Annotated in this window: 15 protein-coding genes and 1 tRNA gene; 3 read left to right on the top strand and 13 right to left on the bottom strand. The window is 43.7% G+C overall.

What is annotated here, in order from left to right; translation table 11 throughout:
* The first annotated feature begins 148 nt into the window (after positions 1-148).
* Positions 149-224 (top strand) — tRNA-Phe (locus DRW07_RS15460).
* Positions 225-359: 135 nt separating this feature from the next.
* Here the strand turns inward: DRW07_RS15460 and DRW07_RS15455 are convergent.
* From DRW07_RS15455 to DRW07_RS15425, 7 genes are all read right to left on the bottom strand, one after another.
* Entirely contained in the window at positions 360-1,199 is an 840-nt protein-coding gene (locus DRW07_RS15455; protein WP_124028852.1) for an abortive infection family protein, read from the bottom strand.
* 55 nt (positions 1,200-1,254) lie between these two features.
* Complete coding sequence (locus DRW07_RS15450) at positions 1,255-4,563, bottom strand: type I restriction endonuclease subunit R (protein WP_165870535.1); 3,309 nt, start codon at positions 4,561-4,563, stop codon at positions 1,255-1,257.
* A gap of 5 nt (positions 4,564-4,568) precedes the next feature.
* The gene (locus DRW07_RS15445) at positions 4,569-5,906 is read right to left on the bottom strand and encodes a restriction endonuclease subunit S (protein WP_124028850.1); all 1,338 of its coding nucleotides are present in this window, start codon (positions 5,904-5,906) and stop codon (positions 4,569-4,571) included.
* Complete coding sequence (locus tag DRW07_RS15440; protein WP_124028849.1) at positions 5,896-7,548, bottom strand: class I SAM-dependent DNA methyltransferase; 1,653 nt, start codon at positions 7,546-7,548, stop codon at positions 5,896-5,898. The genes DRW07_RS15445 and DRW07_RS15440 overlap by 11 nt, the downstream gene beginning before the upstream one ends.
* Positions 7,549-7,580: 32 nt before the next feature.
* Positions 7,581-8,153 (bottom strand): DUF6933 domain-containing protein, encoded by a 573-nt coding sequence (locus DRW07_RS15435; protein WP_124028848.1) that lies wholly within the window; start codon positions 8,151-8,153, stop codon positions 7,581-7,583.
* Positions 8,150-9,043 (bottom strand): WYL domain-containing protein, encoded by an 894-nt coding sequence (locus DRW07_RS15430; protein ID WP_124028847.1) that lies wholly within the window; start codon positions 9,041-9,043, stop codon positions 8,150-8,152. The genes DRW07_RS15435 and DRW07_RS15430 overlap by 4 nt, the downstream gene beginning before the upstream one ends.
* 72 nt (positions 9,044-9,115) lie before the next feature.
* A complete protein-coding gene (locus DRW07_RS15425; RefSeq protein ID WP_124028846.1) occupies positions 9,116-9,865 on the bottom strand; it encodes a hypothetical protein in 750 nt (249 codons plus the stop codon).
* A 282-nt stretch (positions 9,866-10,147) separates the two neighbouring features.
* Here DRW07_RS15425 and DRW07_RS15420 point away from each other — a divergent pair, with 282 nt between their 5' ends.
* Together DRW07_RS15420 and DRW07_RS15415 are read left to right on the top strand one after the other, a co-directional pair.
* Positions 10,148-10,534, top strand: coding sequence for a helix-turn-helix domain-containing protein (locus DRW07_RS15420; RefSeq protein ID WP_165870522.1), 387 nt, complete (start codon positions 10,148-10,150; stop codon positions 10,532-10,534).
* 1 nt (position 10,535) lies between these two features.
* Positions 10,536-10,742, top strand: a complete 207-nt coding sequence (locus DRW07_RS15415; protein ID WP_124028844.1) for a hypothetical protein — start codon at positions 10,536-10,538, stop codon at positions 10,740-10,742.
* 30 nt (positions 10,743-10,772) lie between these two features.
* Here the strand turns inward: DRW07_RS15415 and DRW07_RS15410 are convergent, their stop codons facing one another.
* From DRW07_RS15410 to DRW07_RS15385, 6 genes are all read right to left on the bottom strand, one after another.
* Positions 10,773-11,177 carry a DUF2787 family protein gene (locus DRW07_RS15410; protein ID WP_124028843.1) on the bottom strand — a complete coding sequence of 135 codons (405 nt, stop codon included), beginning with the start codon at positions 11,175-11,177 and terminating at the stop codon, positions 10,773-10,775.
* Between the two features lie 175 nt (positions 11,178-11,352).
* Positions 11,353-11,790 (bottom strand): DUF6641 family protein, encoded by a 438-nt coding sequence (locus DRW07_RS15405; RefSeq protein WP_124028842.1) that lies wholly within the window; start codon positions 11,788-11,790, stop codon positions 11,353-11,355.
* A gap of 22 nt (positions 11,791-11,812) precedes the next feature.
* Positions 11,813-13,825 (bottom strand): AAA family ATPase, encoded by a 2,013-nt coding sequence (locus DRW07_RS15400; RefSeq protein WP_124028841.1) that lies wholly within the window; start codon positions 13,823-13,825, stop codon positions 11,813-11,815.
* Entirely contained in the window at positions 13,822-14,805 is a 984-nt protein-coding gene (locus DRW07_RS15395) for a tyrosine-type recombinase/integrase (protein WP_240630680.1), read from the bottom strand. Before DRW07_RS15395 ends, DRW07_RS15400 begins: the two co-directional genes overlap by 4 nt.
* Positions 14,806-14,859: 54 nt before the next feature.
* Complete coding sequence (locus tag DRW07_RS15390; RefSeq protein ID WP_124028840.1) at positions 14,860-15,816, bottom strand: hypothetical protein; 957 nt, start codon at positions 15,814-15,816, stop codon at positions 14,860-14,862.
* Positions 15,809-16,534 carry a hypothetical protein gene (locus tag DRW07_RS15385; protein WP_124028839.1) on the bottom strand — a complete coding sequence of 242 codons (726 nt, stop codon included), beginning with the start codon at positions 16,532-16,534 and terminating at the stop codon, positions 15,809-15,811. Before DRW07_RS15385 ends, DRW07_RS15390 begins: the two co-directional genes overlap by 8 nt.
* Between the last annotated feature and the right edge of the window lie 35 nt (positions 16,535-16,569).

Raw genomic sequence — 16,569 nt, 5'->3', positions numbered from 1 at the left:
TAGAGCAGCGGATTGAAAAGTGCAAGCTTATCGAACCAAAGTTTTACCAGGCGCTTGAAAATAGCGGGCTGGAACGTTAGAGTTTACTAACGTAGGCTTTGCAAAGTTTTGCAAAGTTCTAAAACCAAAACACTGCACAATATTATGTGCCCAGATAGCTCAGTTGGTAGAGCAGCGGATTGAAAATCCGCGTGTCGGTGGTTCGATCCCGCCTCTGGGCACCATTCCTCTTGGTGCGAATCAAATCTTCAAATATCCCGATGTAAAACTTTGCAATACTGTATGGAATTCTGGTTCTATTGCGGGCTCTACCCCATTAACGGGGGATATCAGTATTTATTACGGCTATTTTTTTCATTCTAGCGTCCTGACGATCTATTGTGGCGAGCAATACACTCTTCGATGTAACGAAAAACAGTCATTGCTGCATTGATCATCGCTTGAGCTTCTGGCTCAAGAAGTAGCTCATTGTTATGAGCCAGACTGGCGTGGTTCCGTATTGTACCCAAAGCATTTATTGTTGCGGCCATGCTGTTGAGAACTTTAGCTACTTCTTCTGGCCTATTTCCCATCGGTTTAAGAGCTGCGTGATTGTTTTTTAGTTCTTTGAAAGCCTTTTGTGCAGTAGCGCCTGATTCCAACGGGATAGAATATTGGTTACACAATTCAATCAGATATGCATGAAGTGCTGTATGAACACGGTCAATCGCGCTTGCTGGTGATAATGTCTTTGCATCTTGTAATGCACGAACTACTGTCTGTGATGCAGAAGCATTAGATTCGGGTACTTTTACATTTCCAGCCAATATCAGTTCACCGTCGCTAATATGACAAGGCAGCGCATGTTTGGAAAGAATTTGGTTTAGATATAATCCTGAAGGAACACTAATCTCCGAAAGAGAAATTTGCTCACATGCATCAAAAAATGCAGCAATAAACCCAGGGCCATTCTGACTGGCTTTTTCCATGCTGTATTCTAAGTCTCCCCTCGCCCAGCCGGTACTGGAACTCCTCCCGTATTCGATCTCCGCTGGCTTTGCCATTTGCTTTTTAAATGTTTCCAGTATCTGTTTTTCTGTACACCGTTCATTGGGAGTAATTTTACGGATAAGCGCCTGAAATTCTCTGAAAGCATCATCAGGTATGAAAAAAGCATAATCTGTTGCAAATTGAAGTTCTGTTGGCAGTAATAAAGGCATCGTGTTCCTGTTTTAGCGTCAATTCATAATGATGTTTCCAAGCGTTTGGGGACTATTATGTTTTCTCTCTATTCTTCTTAAAGTTCTCTGCCTGCTCGAAGATTTCCTTATACACCTCGTCGCGATCGACTGGTGGGTAGCCATGCTTAGCTAGCAGTATGATTAAGTCAACTTTCAACTCTGCTTTAATATCGTCGCGCTGGCTCCAGTCGGTGTACTTGGCCTTGTCGTCCACAACCGCTTTAACCGCTTTGGCTAGCTCCAACAATTTATCTTCGGGGTAGTTGAAGTCATATTTGGCGGCTAAGGCAAGCAGGATGTCGTAGAACGCTTTTTCCTCGAAGTTGATGCCCATATCTTCAAAAGAACTCATCTCGGTTCTGAGGTCGTTGTACATGTTGATGATTTCGTCTGAAAAATCTTCCAGTACATTGCTCACCAGTACGTCTTCTTCTTTTCGCTCGTTATATTTTTCGACCAGTGATTTAAACCGCTCTGAGAAATCAAACGCTTTAGTTTTATTAACCTTTTTGAACTCGCCCAAGGCTTTTGCCAGCATCTGCTGAAGTAACTGTATTTTGGTATTAGGCAGCTTTATCTTTTCGATCTTGGCAAGGTAATCATCGTCAAAGATATCTATTCCATCTTGGCCTTGTCCAAGCTTAAAGATTTCCTCAACGCCATCAGCCTTTAATGCCTCGGTGATCATTTCGCGTACCTTGGCATTCATCTGCGCGGTATCTGGCGCATTGCCTTTGGTTAGTTTGTACACGATGGAGCGTACAGCAAGGTAGAAGTGGATCAGGTCTCGTTCTTTTTGGTTAAGCTTTTCGCTACCACAGCAAACGTCATAGGCTGCTTTCAATCGTTTCACCAATGCCATGAACCGATGTTCTAGCTTTTTGGTTTGTAGTACGAACTCAGCAGCATTATTCAAACAGTTCAACTGAGCAATAGGTTTGCCAGTGAAATAGTCGCTGGCATCAAAGCCATGGGTCAGCTTAGCAAGAAGGTCTAAATGATCTTTCACCACCACGACAGACTGGGCGATATCTTCAAAATTTGTTTCATCTGTCTTGGCATATTGAGCCAAGGCTTTATTCATCTGGCTTTTTATACCGATGTAATCAACGACTAGGCCCTTATCTTTGCCCTCGTATTTGCGGTTAACACGAGATATCGTCTGGATCAGGTTGTGGCGTTGTATGGGTTTGTCGATGTAAATCGTGTCGAGGAATGGCACATCGAAACCGGTTAACCACATATCCACTACAATGGCGATTTTGAAATTGGACTTTTCATTTTTGAATTGACGATCAAGTTCTTTACGGTCTTCCTTAGTACCGAGTAGATCCCACAATACTTTAGGGTCGTCCTTACCACGGGTCATTACCATTTTCACCCGCTCTATTGGCTTAATCTTTTTCTTTTCTTGTTCGGTCAGTATTGCTCCTGCTTCGCACTCCAATACTTCAAACCATTCAGGCTTTATGTCTTTCAGTGCTTGATAGAACTGCCAAGCGATTTCGCGGCTACTGCACACGAACATGGCTTTGCCTTTGATGGTTGAGCCTTCTAATAGTCGCTGTTCGTAGTGCGCAACAAAATCTTTCGCCAGAGCTTCAATACGGTCAGGGTCGCCCAAAATAGCCGTCATATTTGCTGAGGCTTTCTTACTTTCCTCTATCTGGTGTTCGTTACTGCCATCTTCTGCGCATTGCTGGTAATAGGCTTCAATCTCTTCTAACTTAGCATTGTTCAATACCACTTTGGCGGCACGGCCTTCATACACAATACGAACGGTGATCTCGTCTTTGACAGACTCTGTCATGGTATAGCTGTCGACTACCTGACCGAACACATCCAAGGTGGCGTCTACCGGTGTGCCTGTAAAACCCACATAGGTGGCATTAGGTAGTGAGTCATGCAAATACTTGGCAAAGCCGAAGGTACGCTTTACGCCTGCGTTAGGTCCTTTCTCCACGATGCGAAGTTTTTGGTCCAAATTAGTCTGGCTTCTGTGCGCCTCATCTGAGATGCAAATCACATTGCTTCGCTCGGTTAATAGCTGGGTATCTTCGGTGAATTTGTGGATGGTAGTTAAGAACACACCGCCGCTGTTGCGACCTTGTAATTTAGCACGCAAATCAGAACGACTTTCTACCGACTCTACAGTCTGGTCGCCAATATAACCTTTGGCATTGGTAAACTGTTGGGAGAGCTGGTCGTCCAAGTCTGTTCTGTCTGTAATTAACACAATGGTTGGGCTTTCAAACTCAACACTTTTCATCAACAAGCGGGTCAGAAACTGCATAGTGAAGCTTTTTCCGCACCCCGTTGCCCCAAAGTAAGTACCGCCTTTACCGTCGCCTATTGGCTTACGGTGTTCTTTAATGTTTTGGTATAACTTTCTGGCGGCGTAATACTGCGGATAGCGACAGACAATTTTCACCTCATGTTTTGAAGTGTCTGGAAAGAATACGAAGTTACGTATCACATCACGAAGACGCGCTTTTTCAAATAAGCCTTCCAACAGCGTATGCAAAGAGCTGATACCGTCTTTTTCAATTGACTCGTTACCTGTCACCTTTCGCCACGCATAGAAGAAGTCATAAGGTGCAAACAAGCTACCCATCTTGTTATTAACGCCATCGCTAATGACGCAAAGTGCGTTGTAGATAAACAACTGTGGGATGTCTCTGCGGTATCGTGTTGTGAGTTGCACGTAGGCATCATGAATACTGGCGTCTTCGCCACGAATCGCACTTTTAAACTCAAACACCACGATAGGTAAGCCGTTGATATAAAGAATACCGTCAGGTATGCGCAGTTCGCCTTCTGCACCTTCTATTTCTAGCTGATTAACGATTTTATAAATATTGTTGTCTTTAGTGGCTGAAGCTACCATTTCGAATTCAGGGTGTTGCTCGGCCACCTTTTGTTGATGGTTTTGTTCTATGAGGTTTGTTTCGTGCCTGTCATTTAGTAATGCTGGAAGCAATGACTCAACCACATTATCGTAATCAATAAGCTGAATATACAAGTCTTTCTGTGAGGCTTTGCCTGCTTCGCTACTTGCTTCTCGCTTAAGCAGAAAACCATCACTTAACCACTTACAAAAGGTTTTATTGCTCTCAAAAAGGTCGCTGGCTGGCAAAAGCTCAATCTGGCGTATGATGCTGTCTATTTCACCGCTGGTAATATCATCCTCGGCATACCGCTTTGCTAAAAACGTACGCAGGTCATCTTTGATAATGACCTGCGTAGGCGCACGCGCAACCTGATTACCGGGCACGTAAGGATACCCCTGTCCTTCGAGTAATTCGATAATGGCGGCTTCTAATTGCGCTTCGGTGAAATTCAGCATAGTTACACTCCCTGTAATTCAGCCTCTTGATTGATATTATTCTCTGCGGTTGAATTTAGGTGGATTTCGCCGGAGATAAGTTTTGGTAGCAGTGCGTCTCGAATTGCTTCTAAGTTAAAATTCTGCTGCTCGTTATCCATCATTTTTAGAACATTTGGGCGCAAGAGGTTATCAAACATTTTCAAAAGTTCTTTTGGCGGCAAAATTACTTCTAAATTTGAAACGATAGTCTTATTTAAGTTTTGTTGTGCGGAACCACTAGCTTTTCCCTCGTATATTTGAACTGAATTTTTCGCCTTGAAAAAGACATATAACGCAGAATTTGTGTCTGGTATCAATGCACAGCAAGCTTGGTTCGCACTTGTTTCGCAAGCAAGTAGTGTTACTTGACCAGCTGTTGCTCCGTACATAGCTACAACTGTTGTAAAGGGCTGCCACAACTTAGCACTGCTATTGAGTAATCCATCTTCTGTGATGAAACTGTTGGATTTTGTTACGATCGTTTGTCTCACTTCGCCTGATGTAAGCCACGGTACATTTCCGTTGTCCCAATACCTTTGTTCTTTGCGGCTCGGCGTGCCACCGCTCTCAACCCTTGAACATAAATTACAAATACGACCAAACTCCCAACCCTTTGGAACCCAACCACCGATACCTACGGCTGGCTCACCAGTTTGCTCAAACTCACTAGGAAATAGGTTTCGGATATGTTCTGGCAATGGATGAAAGTCTGGTAATGCATGGGCTTTTTTGCGAACTTCGACACGATGGGCCAATTCGTCGGGTATTGGGTTACCTGCTGCTAATGCGTTATCCACTGCTGGGTCGAAATCGACAAACCAGCTTTTAAACAGCGTCTGCGCCATTTGTTCTAGAGTCTGATTAATTTGTTGATTTAATCTCATGCGCTGTTCAAATTGATACAGTTTTTTCCCTAAATCTCTTTGTACTTCTAATGATTCAGGTACTCGCACCTTCGCTTTATGAACATGATTTCTGTTTATTCCGGGAACTGCTCCTTTATCGGTATAATCTTGAAAAGATATCGTTTGAAGAAGATAGTATATAAATAAAGGATCATTACCTTTGAAGTCCTTAACATACAATGTCGTATTCAAAGGCCAAAAGTTTTCCTCAACATAAAACACTTCTCCGATTGTTCCGTATCGACCAGTCACGACACCGGGACTACTAATCTTAAAATCATTGTGACACCCAGAGCTTCCAGATGAAGAGATAATCGGGACTGTGCCATCTTTCCTTTTAGATTTAGGGAGATCGTAACCACGCTTTAGCTCTATAACGTCGCCCAACTCGCAGTCTTTCCAATTATCTTCCATAACCCAAATCTCCTAGGCTTTCACAAATGGCCTTATCTAGCCTCTCAGCTTCATCCATCTGCCGGTACAAAGTTTCGCTGAGCTCATGCATTTTTGCTTCAAACGGAATTCCATCATCTTCAATCGCAGCGGCCCCCACATAACGACCTGGCGTAAGCACATAATCATTGGCTTTGATTTCGTCTAAGGTTGCCGATTTACAAAAGCCAGCAACGTCTTCGTAAGCATCAAGCTGCTTGTGTTCCTGAAGCAACTCTTGTGTTGGCGCATCGTTTTGATGTTCTGCGATTGCCTGCGCTATGGATTGCTTATCTTGCCGCCATGCGTGGTAAGTGTTAGCGATTTTGGCGATATCTTCGGTAGTTAGTTCCTTGTGCACACGGCTAATCATACTGCCCATTTCTCGGGCATCGATAAACAGTGTTTCGCCTTCTCTGTTGCGATAGCCTAGCTCTTTGTCTTCGCGTTTATTCTTGCTGATAAACCACAAGCACACCGGAATTTGTGTGGTGTAAAACAACTGACCGGGAAGCGCAATCATGCAATCGACTAGGTCGTTCTCGATGATTTTCTGACGAATAGCACCTTCACCACTGGTGTTAGAGCTCATTGAACCATTCGCTAATACAAAGCCTGCCGTACCGTGCTCACTAAGCTTAGAAATCATGTGCATGATCCACGCATAGTTAGCGTTACCTGTTGGCGGTACGTCAAAGCCAGCCCATCTAGGGTCGTCGGTAAGCTCATTGTCGGCACGCCACTGCTTCTGATTAAACGGTGGGTTCGCCATAATATAATCGGCTTTTAGGTCTGGGTGTTGATCTTTAAAGAAAGTGTCTGCGGCAATGTCACCGAGATTGGCAGAGATACCCCGAACCGCGAGGTTCATCTTCGCCAGTTTATAAGTGGTGTTGGTATATTCCTGACCGTAAATGGAAATATCTTTGCGATTGCCTTTGTGACTGTCGATAAACTTTAACGACTGCACGAACATACCGCCGGAGCCACAACACGGATCGTATATCTTGCCTTTGTAGGGCTCTAACATATCGCTGATAAGGGTAACCACAGACTTTGGCGTGTAGAACTCGCCACCGCCTTTTCCTTCGTTAGCGGCAAACTTACCAAGGAAGTATTCATAGACTCGACCTACTAAGTCTTCCTCACTCATGTCGCATTCGTTAGCCACGGTATTGATATTATTAATGGTGTCAATAAGTGCGGCGAGCTTGCTTACGTCCAACGACAAACGCGAAAAGTAGTTATCGGGCAATGCACCTTTTAACGATGGATTGGTTTTCTCTACGGTATGTAATGCAGTGTCAATTTTAACCGCGATATCGTCTTGCTTTGCTTGTTTTTGAATTGTCGACCAGCGGGCTTCTTCAGGTAAGTAGAACACGTTATCTTTAGTGTAAAACTCGACCATATCAACATAGTCACCCATGCCTTCTGCTTTCAGCTTTTCTCGTTGGGCTTCAAACTTATCGCTGATGAACTTGAGGAAGATAAGGCTGAGAACTATGTGCTTATATTCTGCTGATTCAACGCTACCACGGAGCTTATTAGCTGCATCCCATAGGGCTTCTTCGAAAACGATTTCTTTCTTGTTAGCTGATGACTTTTTCGTTGTTTTACTCATTGCTTGTGTCCATATTCTTATTCCATTCGCCACTAGCGCAGGTTCATACTTGCTGCACTATCGGCATTTGTATTTGGTAATTTTTGTAGTAACTGGGCCATTTCTCTATCTGGCCAAATGTAATCTTTCTGACCTTTTACGCCACAAGGCCTATGGCTTAAATCTGCGCTGTATCGGTACGGGTTGATATCCGCTACCGAGGTGTTCTTGTAATACAACCCATAATCAATATCTTGAGATACTTGATTCATCGTACCTTGTACCGAACGATTACAGTTTGTATCGAACGTAAGTGGTTGGTAGTTCGTCGCAGCGACATCAACTAGCGCAGGTGGTATATCACTTTTGAGCACGGTGTTAATAAACACATCGTTAAAATGCCAATCAAGGTTTGCGAAGTCTTTCTTGGTTAAGCATGGAATGAATAAGGTAAAACGTGTGGCATCATGCACTGCGATGACACACTGTCTGCGCTGAATAGTGATCAGGTTTGCATGCCAATTGAGCCACTGCGCCTGTATGCCTATCGCAGTTGCAGTTTGCTGTATGGCTTTCACGTTCTCAGGCAGCTTGGCATAAAGCTTCTTGGTGCAATGGAGGATCACTTACTTCCTCCGCTTCCGTTATCTTTAGCTTCATACCCCGGTGCAATCGCCAAGTTTTGCACATCGTTCAGCGTAAAGCGGTTTTGTAGCCAAAGTTGGTATTCTGGTCCAATTAAGGTTCCGCGTTCGGTACAGTCCACATTCCAACGTCTTAATAGGTAACCAGCCATTGCCGCTCGCACCTCGATAAACAGTTGCTTGTTTTCCATGCCGTAATCCATTTCTATCGCGGTAGGATGTTCAACATTCTTAGGGTGCGGCACGAGCTGTAGTGGTATAAGACGCTGCCATTCGGTATCTGCTTGGACACTTTCTTCTTCAATAGGCGTGTCTTTAATCGTTACCTTGCTAATGCGCGTTAACACGAAGTCCCGAAAGCTTTGACTCTTACGATCAAACGCACGAACGTGCCAGCGTAGTCCATTGTCGACTATGGAGTGAGGAACGAGTTCTCTAGCATTCGAACCACTAGAAAGTGACGTGTAGATAACGCTAACCGCCTTATTATTGAGAATGGCCTGCACAAGGCGCGCTACGATAAAGATGTCTGGTACATTCAGACTGGATGGTGCTTCTACGGGAAAGTGGATATCGCCTATTGCATCAAACCCGTCGGATATGTCGTTTGCGAGTTTGGTTAAGGTACGCCTTGCGTCGTGCTCGAAGACAGGCTTGAACTGGGGTGTCTGGAAGTATCGCTTTTCTCGCGAATCGTAAGACAGGTTATCCGGCGCAAGCTCTTTGTAAATGCCGAAATCGCGTGAGCCTGCCGACAAGCCGACCTGGAAGCGATTAATTAAGTCCTGACGATAAATCGCGCCTTTGAATAATAGGCAAAAATCGATATAGGCAAGGCGTTGTTTTTGAGCAAAGCTGATGGAGTCGAGCATCGTCCCTGTGTACTTTTCTATACTTTGGTCCAGTGTGGTTCATTTTGAGACGGTTGTAAAGAAGGTATGGCTTTACTTATCTTGAATAAATCCAAATTGATTAAGTAAGCGGTCATCATGATTTAATAGCAACAGTGCGCGCTCTTTAAAATTTTTTGTTCGTTTTTTTTCAGTGTATTTATTTTTCCATCGCCTCCAAATTGATTTTTCAAGCATCCATGGACTAATACGAATGTGAATTAAGGATGGGCGGGGTTTCTTTTTTTTGAGATTAGATATCTCATTCGCCTGCTCGGAATTTTCGAATGTCATTTCACTCACAGTAATATAGCCAAAATCATGTAGCGTTATGAGGTCATTTCTTATGTCCTTGGGCTCAAGCTTCATATTCACTGAACTACAAAACTCAACAAGAAGATTACGTACTTCTGATGATAAGTAGTAAGAATCAGAGAATTTGTCAGATGACGGATACTCTACTTCCAACTTCTCCCAACCTAATTTGCCAAATAGATGCGCTATTTTTGAGTCAAAATCAACATTCTCTCTGGCGATAACGAATACCTCTCCCCCAAGGCATTGGAACAAATCGTTATTTAAATAAAGCGCGAGTAAAATCTGAGTATTCGATAAGTAGTGATTAGATAGAACATTCGTTTGAAAGCAGAGAAGGTCATTCGAGTCTCTTGTACTTTTTAACCTTACAGGCAGCGATTGTTTAGGCAACCTTGGGTATGAGACATGTTCCTTGAATAATTTTCTATCGGAAAAGTCTGAGGTCAGCTTCCATTTGTTGTTGGCACTCCCAATTCGCTCTTTCACGAAATCTTTTTCCCCCACTAATTTTACAGTGAAAATCAAGCATACCTCTGAACGCCGCGAAATACATCACCTACATCGTGAGTGCTTTATAAGAACAAATTAAAACGTTTGAAAAACATCCAAAAGCAACGAAAAAAAACAATAAATACAGTGTGTTAAAAAACCTTACGCACAGTCTCTGGAATGCTCAAGCAAACCTTTTCATAGGTGAGTACAACTATGTAAACTTCAGGTGTAGGTGGCCACCTAAAAGAAGCATTTTCGATATAAATGAGGCATGTTATGCGACCAAAATTCAAGCAACAAGAAACTGTAAACAAAAAGCATTCAAAGCAGGTAAGATTTACCTTTGATTCAAGTGGCCGGCTATCTATTGTCGCATTTGATAAGTGTAATTTATCTTACCTAAACAGACGTAAAGAAAAACCATGGAGAACATTACCACACAAAGTTTTAGATGATTTTGACACTTTGTCCACTAGACAAGTATCAAGCTTGTTAGGTGTAGGGGAAAAGGCAATCAGAAAAGCAGTCAAAGAGCAGAAAGTGCCTTGTCTTGACCTTGGAAGCCGATATCGTTTTCTAGTATTAGATATCATCGATTACATCCAATCAAAGCGGACATATATAAGTGACCGAACTGACAGTGCTATTCACGCAGGACATTAGCATGACTACCGAAATCGACATCGATACGTTGCTGACTAATATCGTTAGAAGTGAGCATAAAATTAAATCCATCAAGGGTATAGATCACGGTATTCAAATTATGACTGATAAGGGGAGCATTATTGATTGGTATGCGAAAACTGGCAAAGCAGTTATTAGAGGAAAAGCGAAGACAAAGGCTGACTCAACTCGCTTATTAAATGTCTGAACAGATAGGGCCAAACGGCCCTATCTCCTGCTACTGAATAGTAAGTTCAAAGGCCTCCAACTCAAGCAGGTAATACAAAAAGTTGCCTTCCCAGATCTGATACATGTCTTTTGCCTGCTCGATGGGAAAAACACCGAATAGGTTTTGAAAGACGCCTGACTGAAAATCAAAGTCGAGCTCTTTTGTCAGTTCCGCATAAGGCCCACTACCGATATAGGCAAAATCGGTGATATAGCAAAAGTGCCATTTATTGCCTTGTCGTTCGAGTCTAATCTCGACGGGATGAAAGCCTCCTCGTTTTATCGAATAATTTGGGTCTCGAAAGTTGAACGTAACAGATTCACCACTCGTCTGACTGTTATTTAAGAGAACTTCAAGCTCGTGGGCGAATTTGGTTGAGACAGGCAAAGCCAGTCCATCGTAATGAATACGCATAAAATACCTCGAATACATAGATTGGATGTGATGTGCGCTTTTCGGCACTAGATTCCTTTGAAAAACGCTAATTTATTGATATGCAGATAAGACAAGCACCTATCTTTGCGGCAGTATCCTATTTCTCGATGAGTAGAAGCGGATAACGCTCTTTGTGTTATCCGCAGTCTGTGTTCTATTGCTTAGCCTTCTTCGGCACAGCAGGTTTAAGTAAGAACTCGTCGAGTTCTCCGGACTCTGTCGCTTTAATGATGGTGTCGATGACCTCAGGCAGTTTCGCCTTATCACCGATATCTATCGACGGTTTTCCTTTCTGCAACTCGATAGGCTTGTTGTTCACTTTGACTTCCAGATAGTAGTGGTCGTCGCTGTCGTAATACCAAGGCCTAACGGTGGTAGGTCGACGTTGAACAGTGACTTCGCCTGTTTCGGGATTCTTGACCTTCTTATCCCGAAAGGCTTCGAAACGACGGTTCTCAATCATGCAAACGGCCATCTCTTTTTGCTGCTCAAGCTTTTCAATAAGCTTGAGGCGTTTGCCGAGAACCGGTGGCTTTGGCTCGATTTTAGGACGAGCGATAACCTTGAGCGAACTCAATACGGATGTAGTCATGTTGTATACCTTCTAGGTTGGTTTAGCTGGCTATAAAGCCAATTGGGGTTTTAGGTTGTTTGCGACGGTTTTCCTCAACAAGCAGTGAGAGTGCTTGTTTGCGGTGGTCCGTCTTGGGGTTAAAACGTATGTGTCTAGCAACGATTGCCAAATCACCTGGCGTAATATGCTTAAGCTGACCGAGTGTAGAGGCCTCAGACTGCGTGAGAGCGCGTATGCCAAGCGTTTGCTTGTACAGCTTATGCAGTTGCTTAAGTGACAAGTACGTGCATTCAAGCTTGATATCAAAGCGTCTGAGCACCGCATGATCTAACTTGGCTGCGTAGTTGGTGGCAGCAAACACTGGCTGCGTATTGCACTCCAGTTGCGTCAGCAGCTCATTGACCAGTTGTACGTCGTGTTGAGCGGTAAGATGCTGCCTACTTGTTAACAGACTATCGACTTCATCAAGCAGCAAAATCGCCTGTTCACGATGGGCGCGATAGAACAGTTCAGAAACCTGTTGCTCGCTTTCGCCAACGTATTTGCTAAGCACATCCGATGCCGAGACGCGGATAATGGCTTTATCGTGAGCCTCGGCTAGATGATGAGCCAGTGCGGTTTTACCTGTGCCGGGTGGTCCGGTTAGCAGAACACGAATAGGCGCATCGCATTTAATCGCATTATCGATGTCGCGAATTCGCGACTTAGAGCCTTTGATATTGAGCAGACTTATATCAAACGGCATGTCACCTTTGTATTGCGGCATAGACTCCAACAGGCCAGATGCGATTAAGGTATTTTCAGCCACTTCGGTAACCGTCTTTTCGGCATCATTACCTGAGTGATTTACCAAATGGGCAACATGGCAGGCATTATCTATGACCGCTGGCGTGAGGTTATCTGTCTTTGCCCATTGACGTTTGAACGTCTTGGACAGACGTAAACCTTTACTCGATTTCTGGATAATGGATTCAAGCTGCGACGCAGGCGGCGCGGTGACTTCCATCACCAGCTTGAACCGTCGAATATAGCTAGGCTCTAGCCAGTCGATATAGTTGGTTATCCAAATGCACGGCACTTTGGTTTGTTCAATAAACCGTTGTAGCCGCTCTTTGGTATATCGGGTATCGGCTTGGTCGAACAGACTTTCACACTCATCGATTAACAACATGGCATTACTGTTACGACCCAATAAGGTTTGTAATAGCGTCAGGCTTTGCAGCCGTTCATCGCTGGCAAATGGGTAACAGAATTCGTTCTGCGTAGCTGCCTGTTTGGTGTCTTTAGCTCGCACCTCGATAAGTTGACGATGTGAGGTCTTTGCAAGCGTTCGGGCAAACTCGGTCTTGCCGTTGCCGCTTTCGCCATAAAGCACAAGCGAAACACCCGATACCTGTTTATCAATTGCGGCATTGAGGTACTTGCTAGCAAGTGCATGGTTGATGTGCGCAAAGTCTTCAAGACCGTACTGTGCCTCAGGGCTGCTCGTCATCAATGGCGCTAACAACTGCTCTTTTGTCTTAATCGTTGTCGTCATTAACGCATTGCGCAGAAAGTATGGAAGACCCAAGGTCGATAGATTATCGATGTCCATGCTATCGACAAAACCGAGCTCAAATAGCTTCGCCTGTGCATCGTGTAATGCCTCAATGCGAGACTCAAACATGTGGCATAAGATGCGTTGGTTAGTCAGACGCTGGACGGTAAATTCCATGTCGGAGTAAAGCTTGGCGAAGCCTTCATTGATAGATAAAAGCATCGTGAACAACATAATCTCGCCACATGGTTGCGCTAGGCCAAACAGCTCACAAACCTTATCGATGTTTCTGGATAACCGCAGTTCGTCAGGTGATAAAGCGAGATTTGATAGCAGTACTTTTTTAACGTCCTGTTTCTTCAATGCCTTAGCAAGACGCACATGTTTGTCTATCACCTTTGGCAGCGTCGCAGGCCAATCAAAATCAACGTGTGATGGTGTCACTTCCAATAGACGTAGCGCCAGTTTTGAGCCTAGTGCAGGTAACGCACTCGATACCATATTGCGCGATGTCATAGTGGCAGACCTGCATCACCATAATTAAGTTCATCCGCTGCTTTACGCATCGTTTTATCATCACGCTTGTCGTAAATAACAGTAGTCGAGATGTCCGAATGCCCAGCCATTTGTCTTACCGTATTGAGATCAGCGCCTTGGTCTAACAGTCGTGTAATATAAGTACGACGTAAGTCATGTGGTGTGACGGTAGGTAAACCTAGGTCTTTGAAATACCGTTTAACGAGCGAGTAAACCAATTCACCATTGATAGGATTGCCAGTATGCGCATGACCACCGCGTTTTACCGTACAAAATAGGGAGCCAGGCCCGTCGGTGCGCGCCTCTATCCAGTCTTCGATGGTGACTTGCACCCAATCAGGCAAGTAGACGGTACGCGACTTGTTGCCTTTGCCTTGTGCTACAAACAGTGTGCGCTTTTCCTTATCGTAATGCCCAATGTTTAAGTCAGCCACTTCGCTTCGGCGCAGGCCACAACCAAGCATCACAGCAAAGATGGCATAGTTGCGCAGACCTAACGGTGTGCGATTTTGTGCCAGCAGCCGGAATAGCTTTCTTACCTGATGCACCGTAAGCGGTGTACCGGCATGCTGCCCATGCTTTACTTTGGGTACAGACTGAAGATTGAGATAATGTTGTTGGTCGACTTGGTTGGTGATAACGGCAGCTTTCACCACACCACGAACAGCCATCATAGCTCTATTAATAGTGCGTGGTGCATGACCTTCGCGTAGCAGTGTGTTTTGAATGGAAAGCGCCTGTGCATAATCAACACGGGCAAGTTTGGTGGGTAAATCAACAAGCGCCCAACCCATGACATCAGCAATACCTTCTAACTGAGCCTGAATTGACCGCCTGCTGTTGGTTGATAATCGAGCCAAATAGAGCGCATACGGGCACTGAGCATCCATTGGAACCTCCTGAATGAGCGTTGTTTTTAGTGGGAAAAAGCGGCTGCTGGACCACAGCCATACCCACAATGTAACGCCTATTTCAGGAGATTCCTGCCGCTGTTTTTGACCTAAATAACAAAGTTAAACAGCCGTTTTTTTACCTTCAACCCTGCACTTTTTTAAGGAGTCTTTTAATTGACTCTTAATCTTCTTCCTGCTTTGTTTCTCCTGGTCATTGGGAAGCAATAAAAATAGTGATATACCTTCCTCTAACAGCTCGCTGATCCATTTGCGCACCATAGTTACCTTGTCCCTGTTGGTCAGCTTTCTTTCAAATTCCACAGACTCTTCATCAAGGTAAGCTTCTTGAATACGGGTTGCTTTGTTGGAGGTACTTTTAGTTTTAGTCTGTGTTAAGTTTTGAGGTTTGAGTTCAGGTTTAGGTTTTACTTCCTGTTCCTTTTTAGTTCCTCTAGCTCGTTCTGTAGGATTGGAGTCGTTTAGTGCTGTTTTGTCTCTACTGATAGGGTCTTGATCACCATCATTATTTATCAACTTACTTAGAGTCTCTTCGGACACCTTTGTCTCGATATTGGCATCTTCACAAACGTACTTTTTAATATGAGCCAAAATACAGTTTGCGATAACTGTTTTCGGATCATATTCTGACGACGAAGTGAGTAAACTCCATACACCTTCAAAAAATGCATACCTATCCTCTGGTTGTTTGTAATACTGCTTGCCGTGAGAATCTAAAAGGTCCAAATGACTAGCTCTAACAGTACCAATCTTCTCAAAATTACCTTTGTAGATAACTAACTCGATTAGAGCTCGATTTCTTTCCTTGTAAACTTCCTGCCTAGATAATGGGAAGCTTGCAATAAAGCTACTTTTACTCCTATAGCCGAGTGTTTTATACCATTGGTTTTCTAGTCCAAAATATGATGTAAGACGTCGATTTCCTTCTTGTAAAGCCAGTTCATCAATACGTTGCGTTATTGTTCCTTTTGAGGCTTCATTATATTTATCAAACTGTTCTTTATTTAATGCAATTGAGGCATTTTCTGTTTCTGACGTTTTGCGATCATGCTTACTCACTATCATCAATTTCGTCGAGATCATCAAAAATCGTGCATGTGTTTATATCCTTGAACAAGTAAGACATCGGATCATTGATCTCATGAATACTTTGTTCCATTGTTCTTCTGAATGTTTCTGCATGGCCGTTCGTAATCCTGATAATTTCAATAATGCCTCTTAGCGAGCGGGGAATATCTCCCTCCACGAATTCATGCCATCTTTCAGAGAAAAACTCGAACTGACTCGATAGTGGAAGTTTGTCAAATATGAATCTCACCATATCCTCATTTTTCACTCGTTCATATTCCTCTTTCTCTTTATCTTCAATCTCCCTCCTGTGCAATAAGCCAGGATATCGGTGATTTATTGCATCTCGAATTTTTGCTGGCCTACATTTACAAGCTTTTTTAAGCCCACCTAAACTATCAACAACTTCCATCAAACGATCAAGGCTGAACGCCTCAGACAATGCTACAGCTCTATCTAATCTGATACTTCCAATTCTGTCTTCACCAACTAGGTGGAGCTGAACAAATCCTGCATCATTGAGCTCGTCGGCCTCATTTTTCCTTTTTGGCATTGTTTTCACTCTCCACGCGTTATAGCTTTTATAACCCAAGGCTAACCACCCTTCTTCCTGCTTAAACCTAACCATTGCTCTGCAATTATCAGGGTAGCCGCCGTAGGCAATCAATTTTGAAATCTCCGGCATGCCCAACTTCTTTACAGCATCCATAAAAACCCCTTAATTAATAAATCAATTAATTATTA

Source organism: Paralteromonas sediminis, from assembly GCF_003820355.1.
GTDB classification, from domain to species: Bacteria; Pseudomonadota; Gammaproteobacteria; order Enterobacterales; family Alteromonadaceae; genus Alteromonas_F; species Alteromonas_F sediminis.
This window is presented reverse-complemented; position numbering and strand designations above follow the sequence as displayed.

Bases quoted from the DNA above. Each gene is read 5' to 3' on its own strand.
- DRW07_RS15410 (WP_124028843.1), bottom strand. From the start codon at position 11,177: ATGCGTATTCATTACGATGGACTGGCTTTGCCTGTCTCAACCAAATTC.
- DRW07_RS15440 (WP_124028849.1), bottom strand. From the start codon at position 7,548: ATGAGTAAAACAACGAAAAAGTCATCAGCTAACAAGAAAGAAATCGTT.
- DRW07_RS15445 (WP_124028850.1), bottom strand. From the start codon at position 5,906: ATGGAAGATAATTGGAAAGACTGCGAGTTGGGCGACGTTATAGAGCTA.
- DRW07_RS15385 (WP_124028839.1), bottom strand. From the start codon at position 16,534: ATGGATGCTGTAAAGAAGTTGGGCATGCCGGAGATTTCAAAATTGATT.
- DRW07_RS15400 (WP_124028841.1), bottom strand. From the start codon at position 13,825: ATGACATCGCGCAATATGGTATCGAGTGCGTTACCTGCACTAGGCTCA.
- DRW07_RS15420 (WP_165870522.1), top strand. From the start codon at position 10,148: ATGCGACCAAAATTCAAGCAACAAGAAACTGTAAACAAAAAGCATTCA.
- DRW07_RS15430 (WP_124028847.1), bottom strand. From the start codon at position 9,043: ATGCTCGACTCCATCAGCTTTGCTCAAAAACAACGCCTTGCCTATATC.
- DRW07_RS15405 (WP_124028842.1), bottom strand. From the start codon at position 11,790: ATGACTACATCCGTATTGAGTTCGCTCAAGGTTATCGCTCGTCCTAAA.
- DRW07_RS15415 (WP_124028844.1), top strand. From the start codon at position 10,536: ATGACTACCGAAATCGACATCGATACGTTGCTGACTAATATCGTTAGA.
- DRW07_RS15455 (WP_124028852.1), bottom strand. From the start codon at position 1,199: ATGCCTTTATTACTGCCAACAGAACTTCAATTTGCAACAGATTATGCT.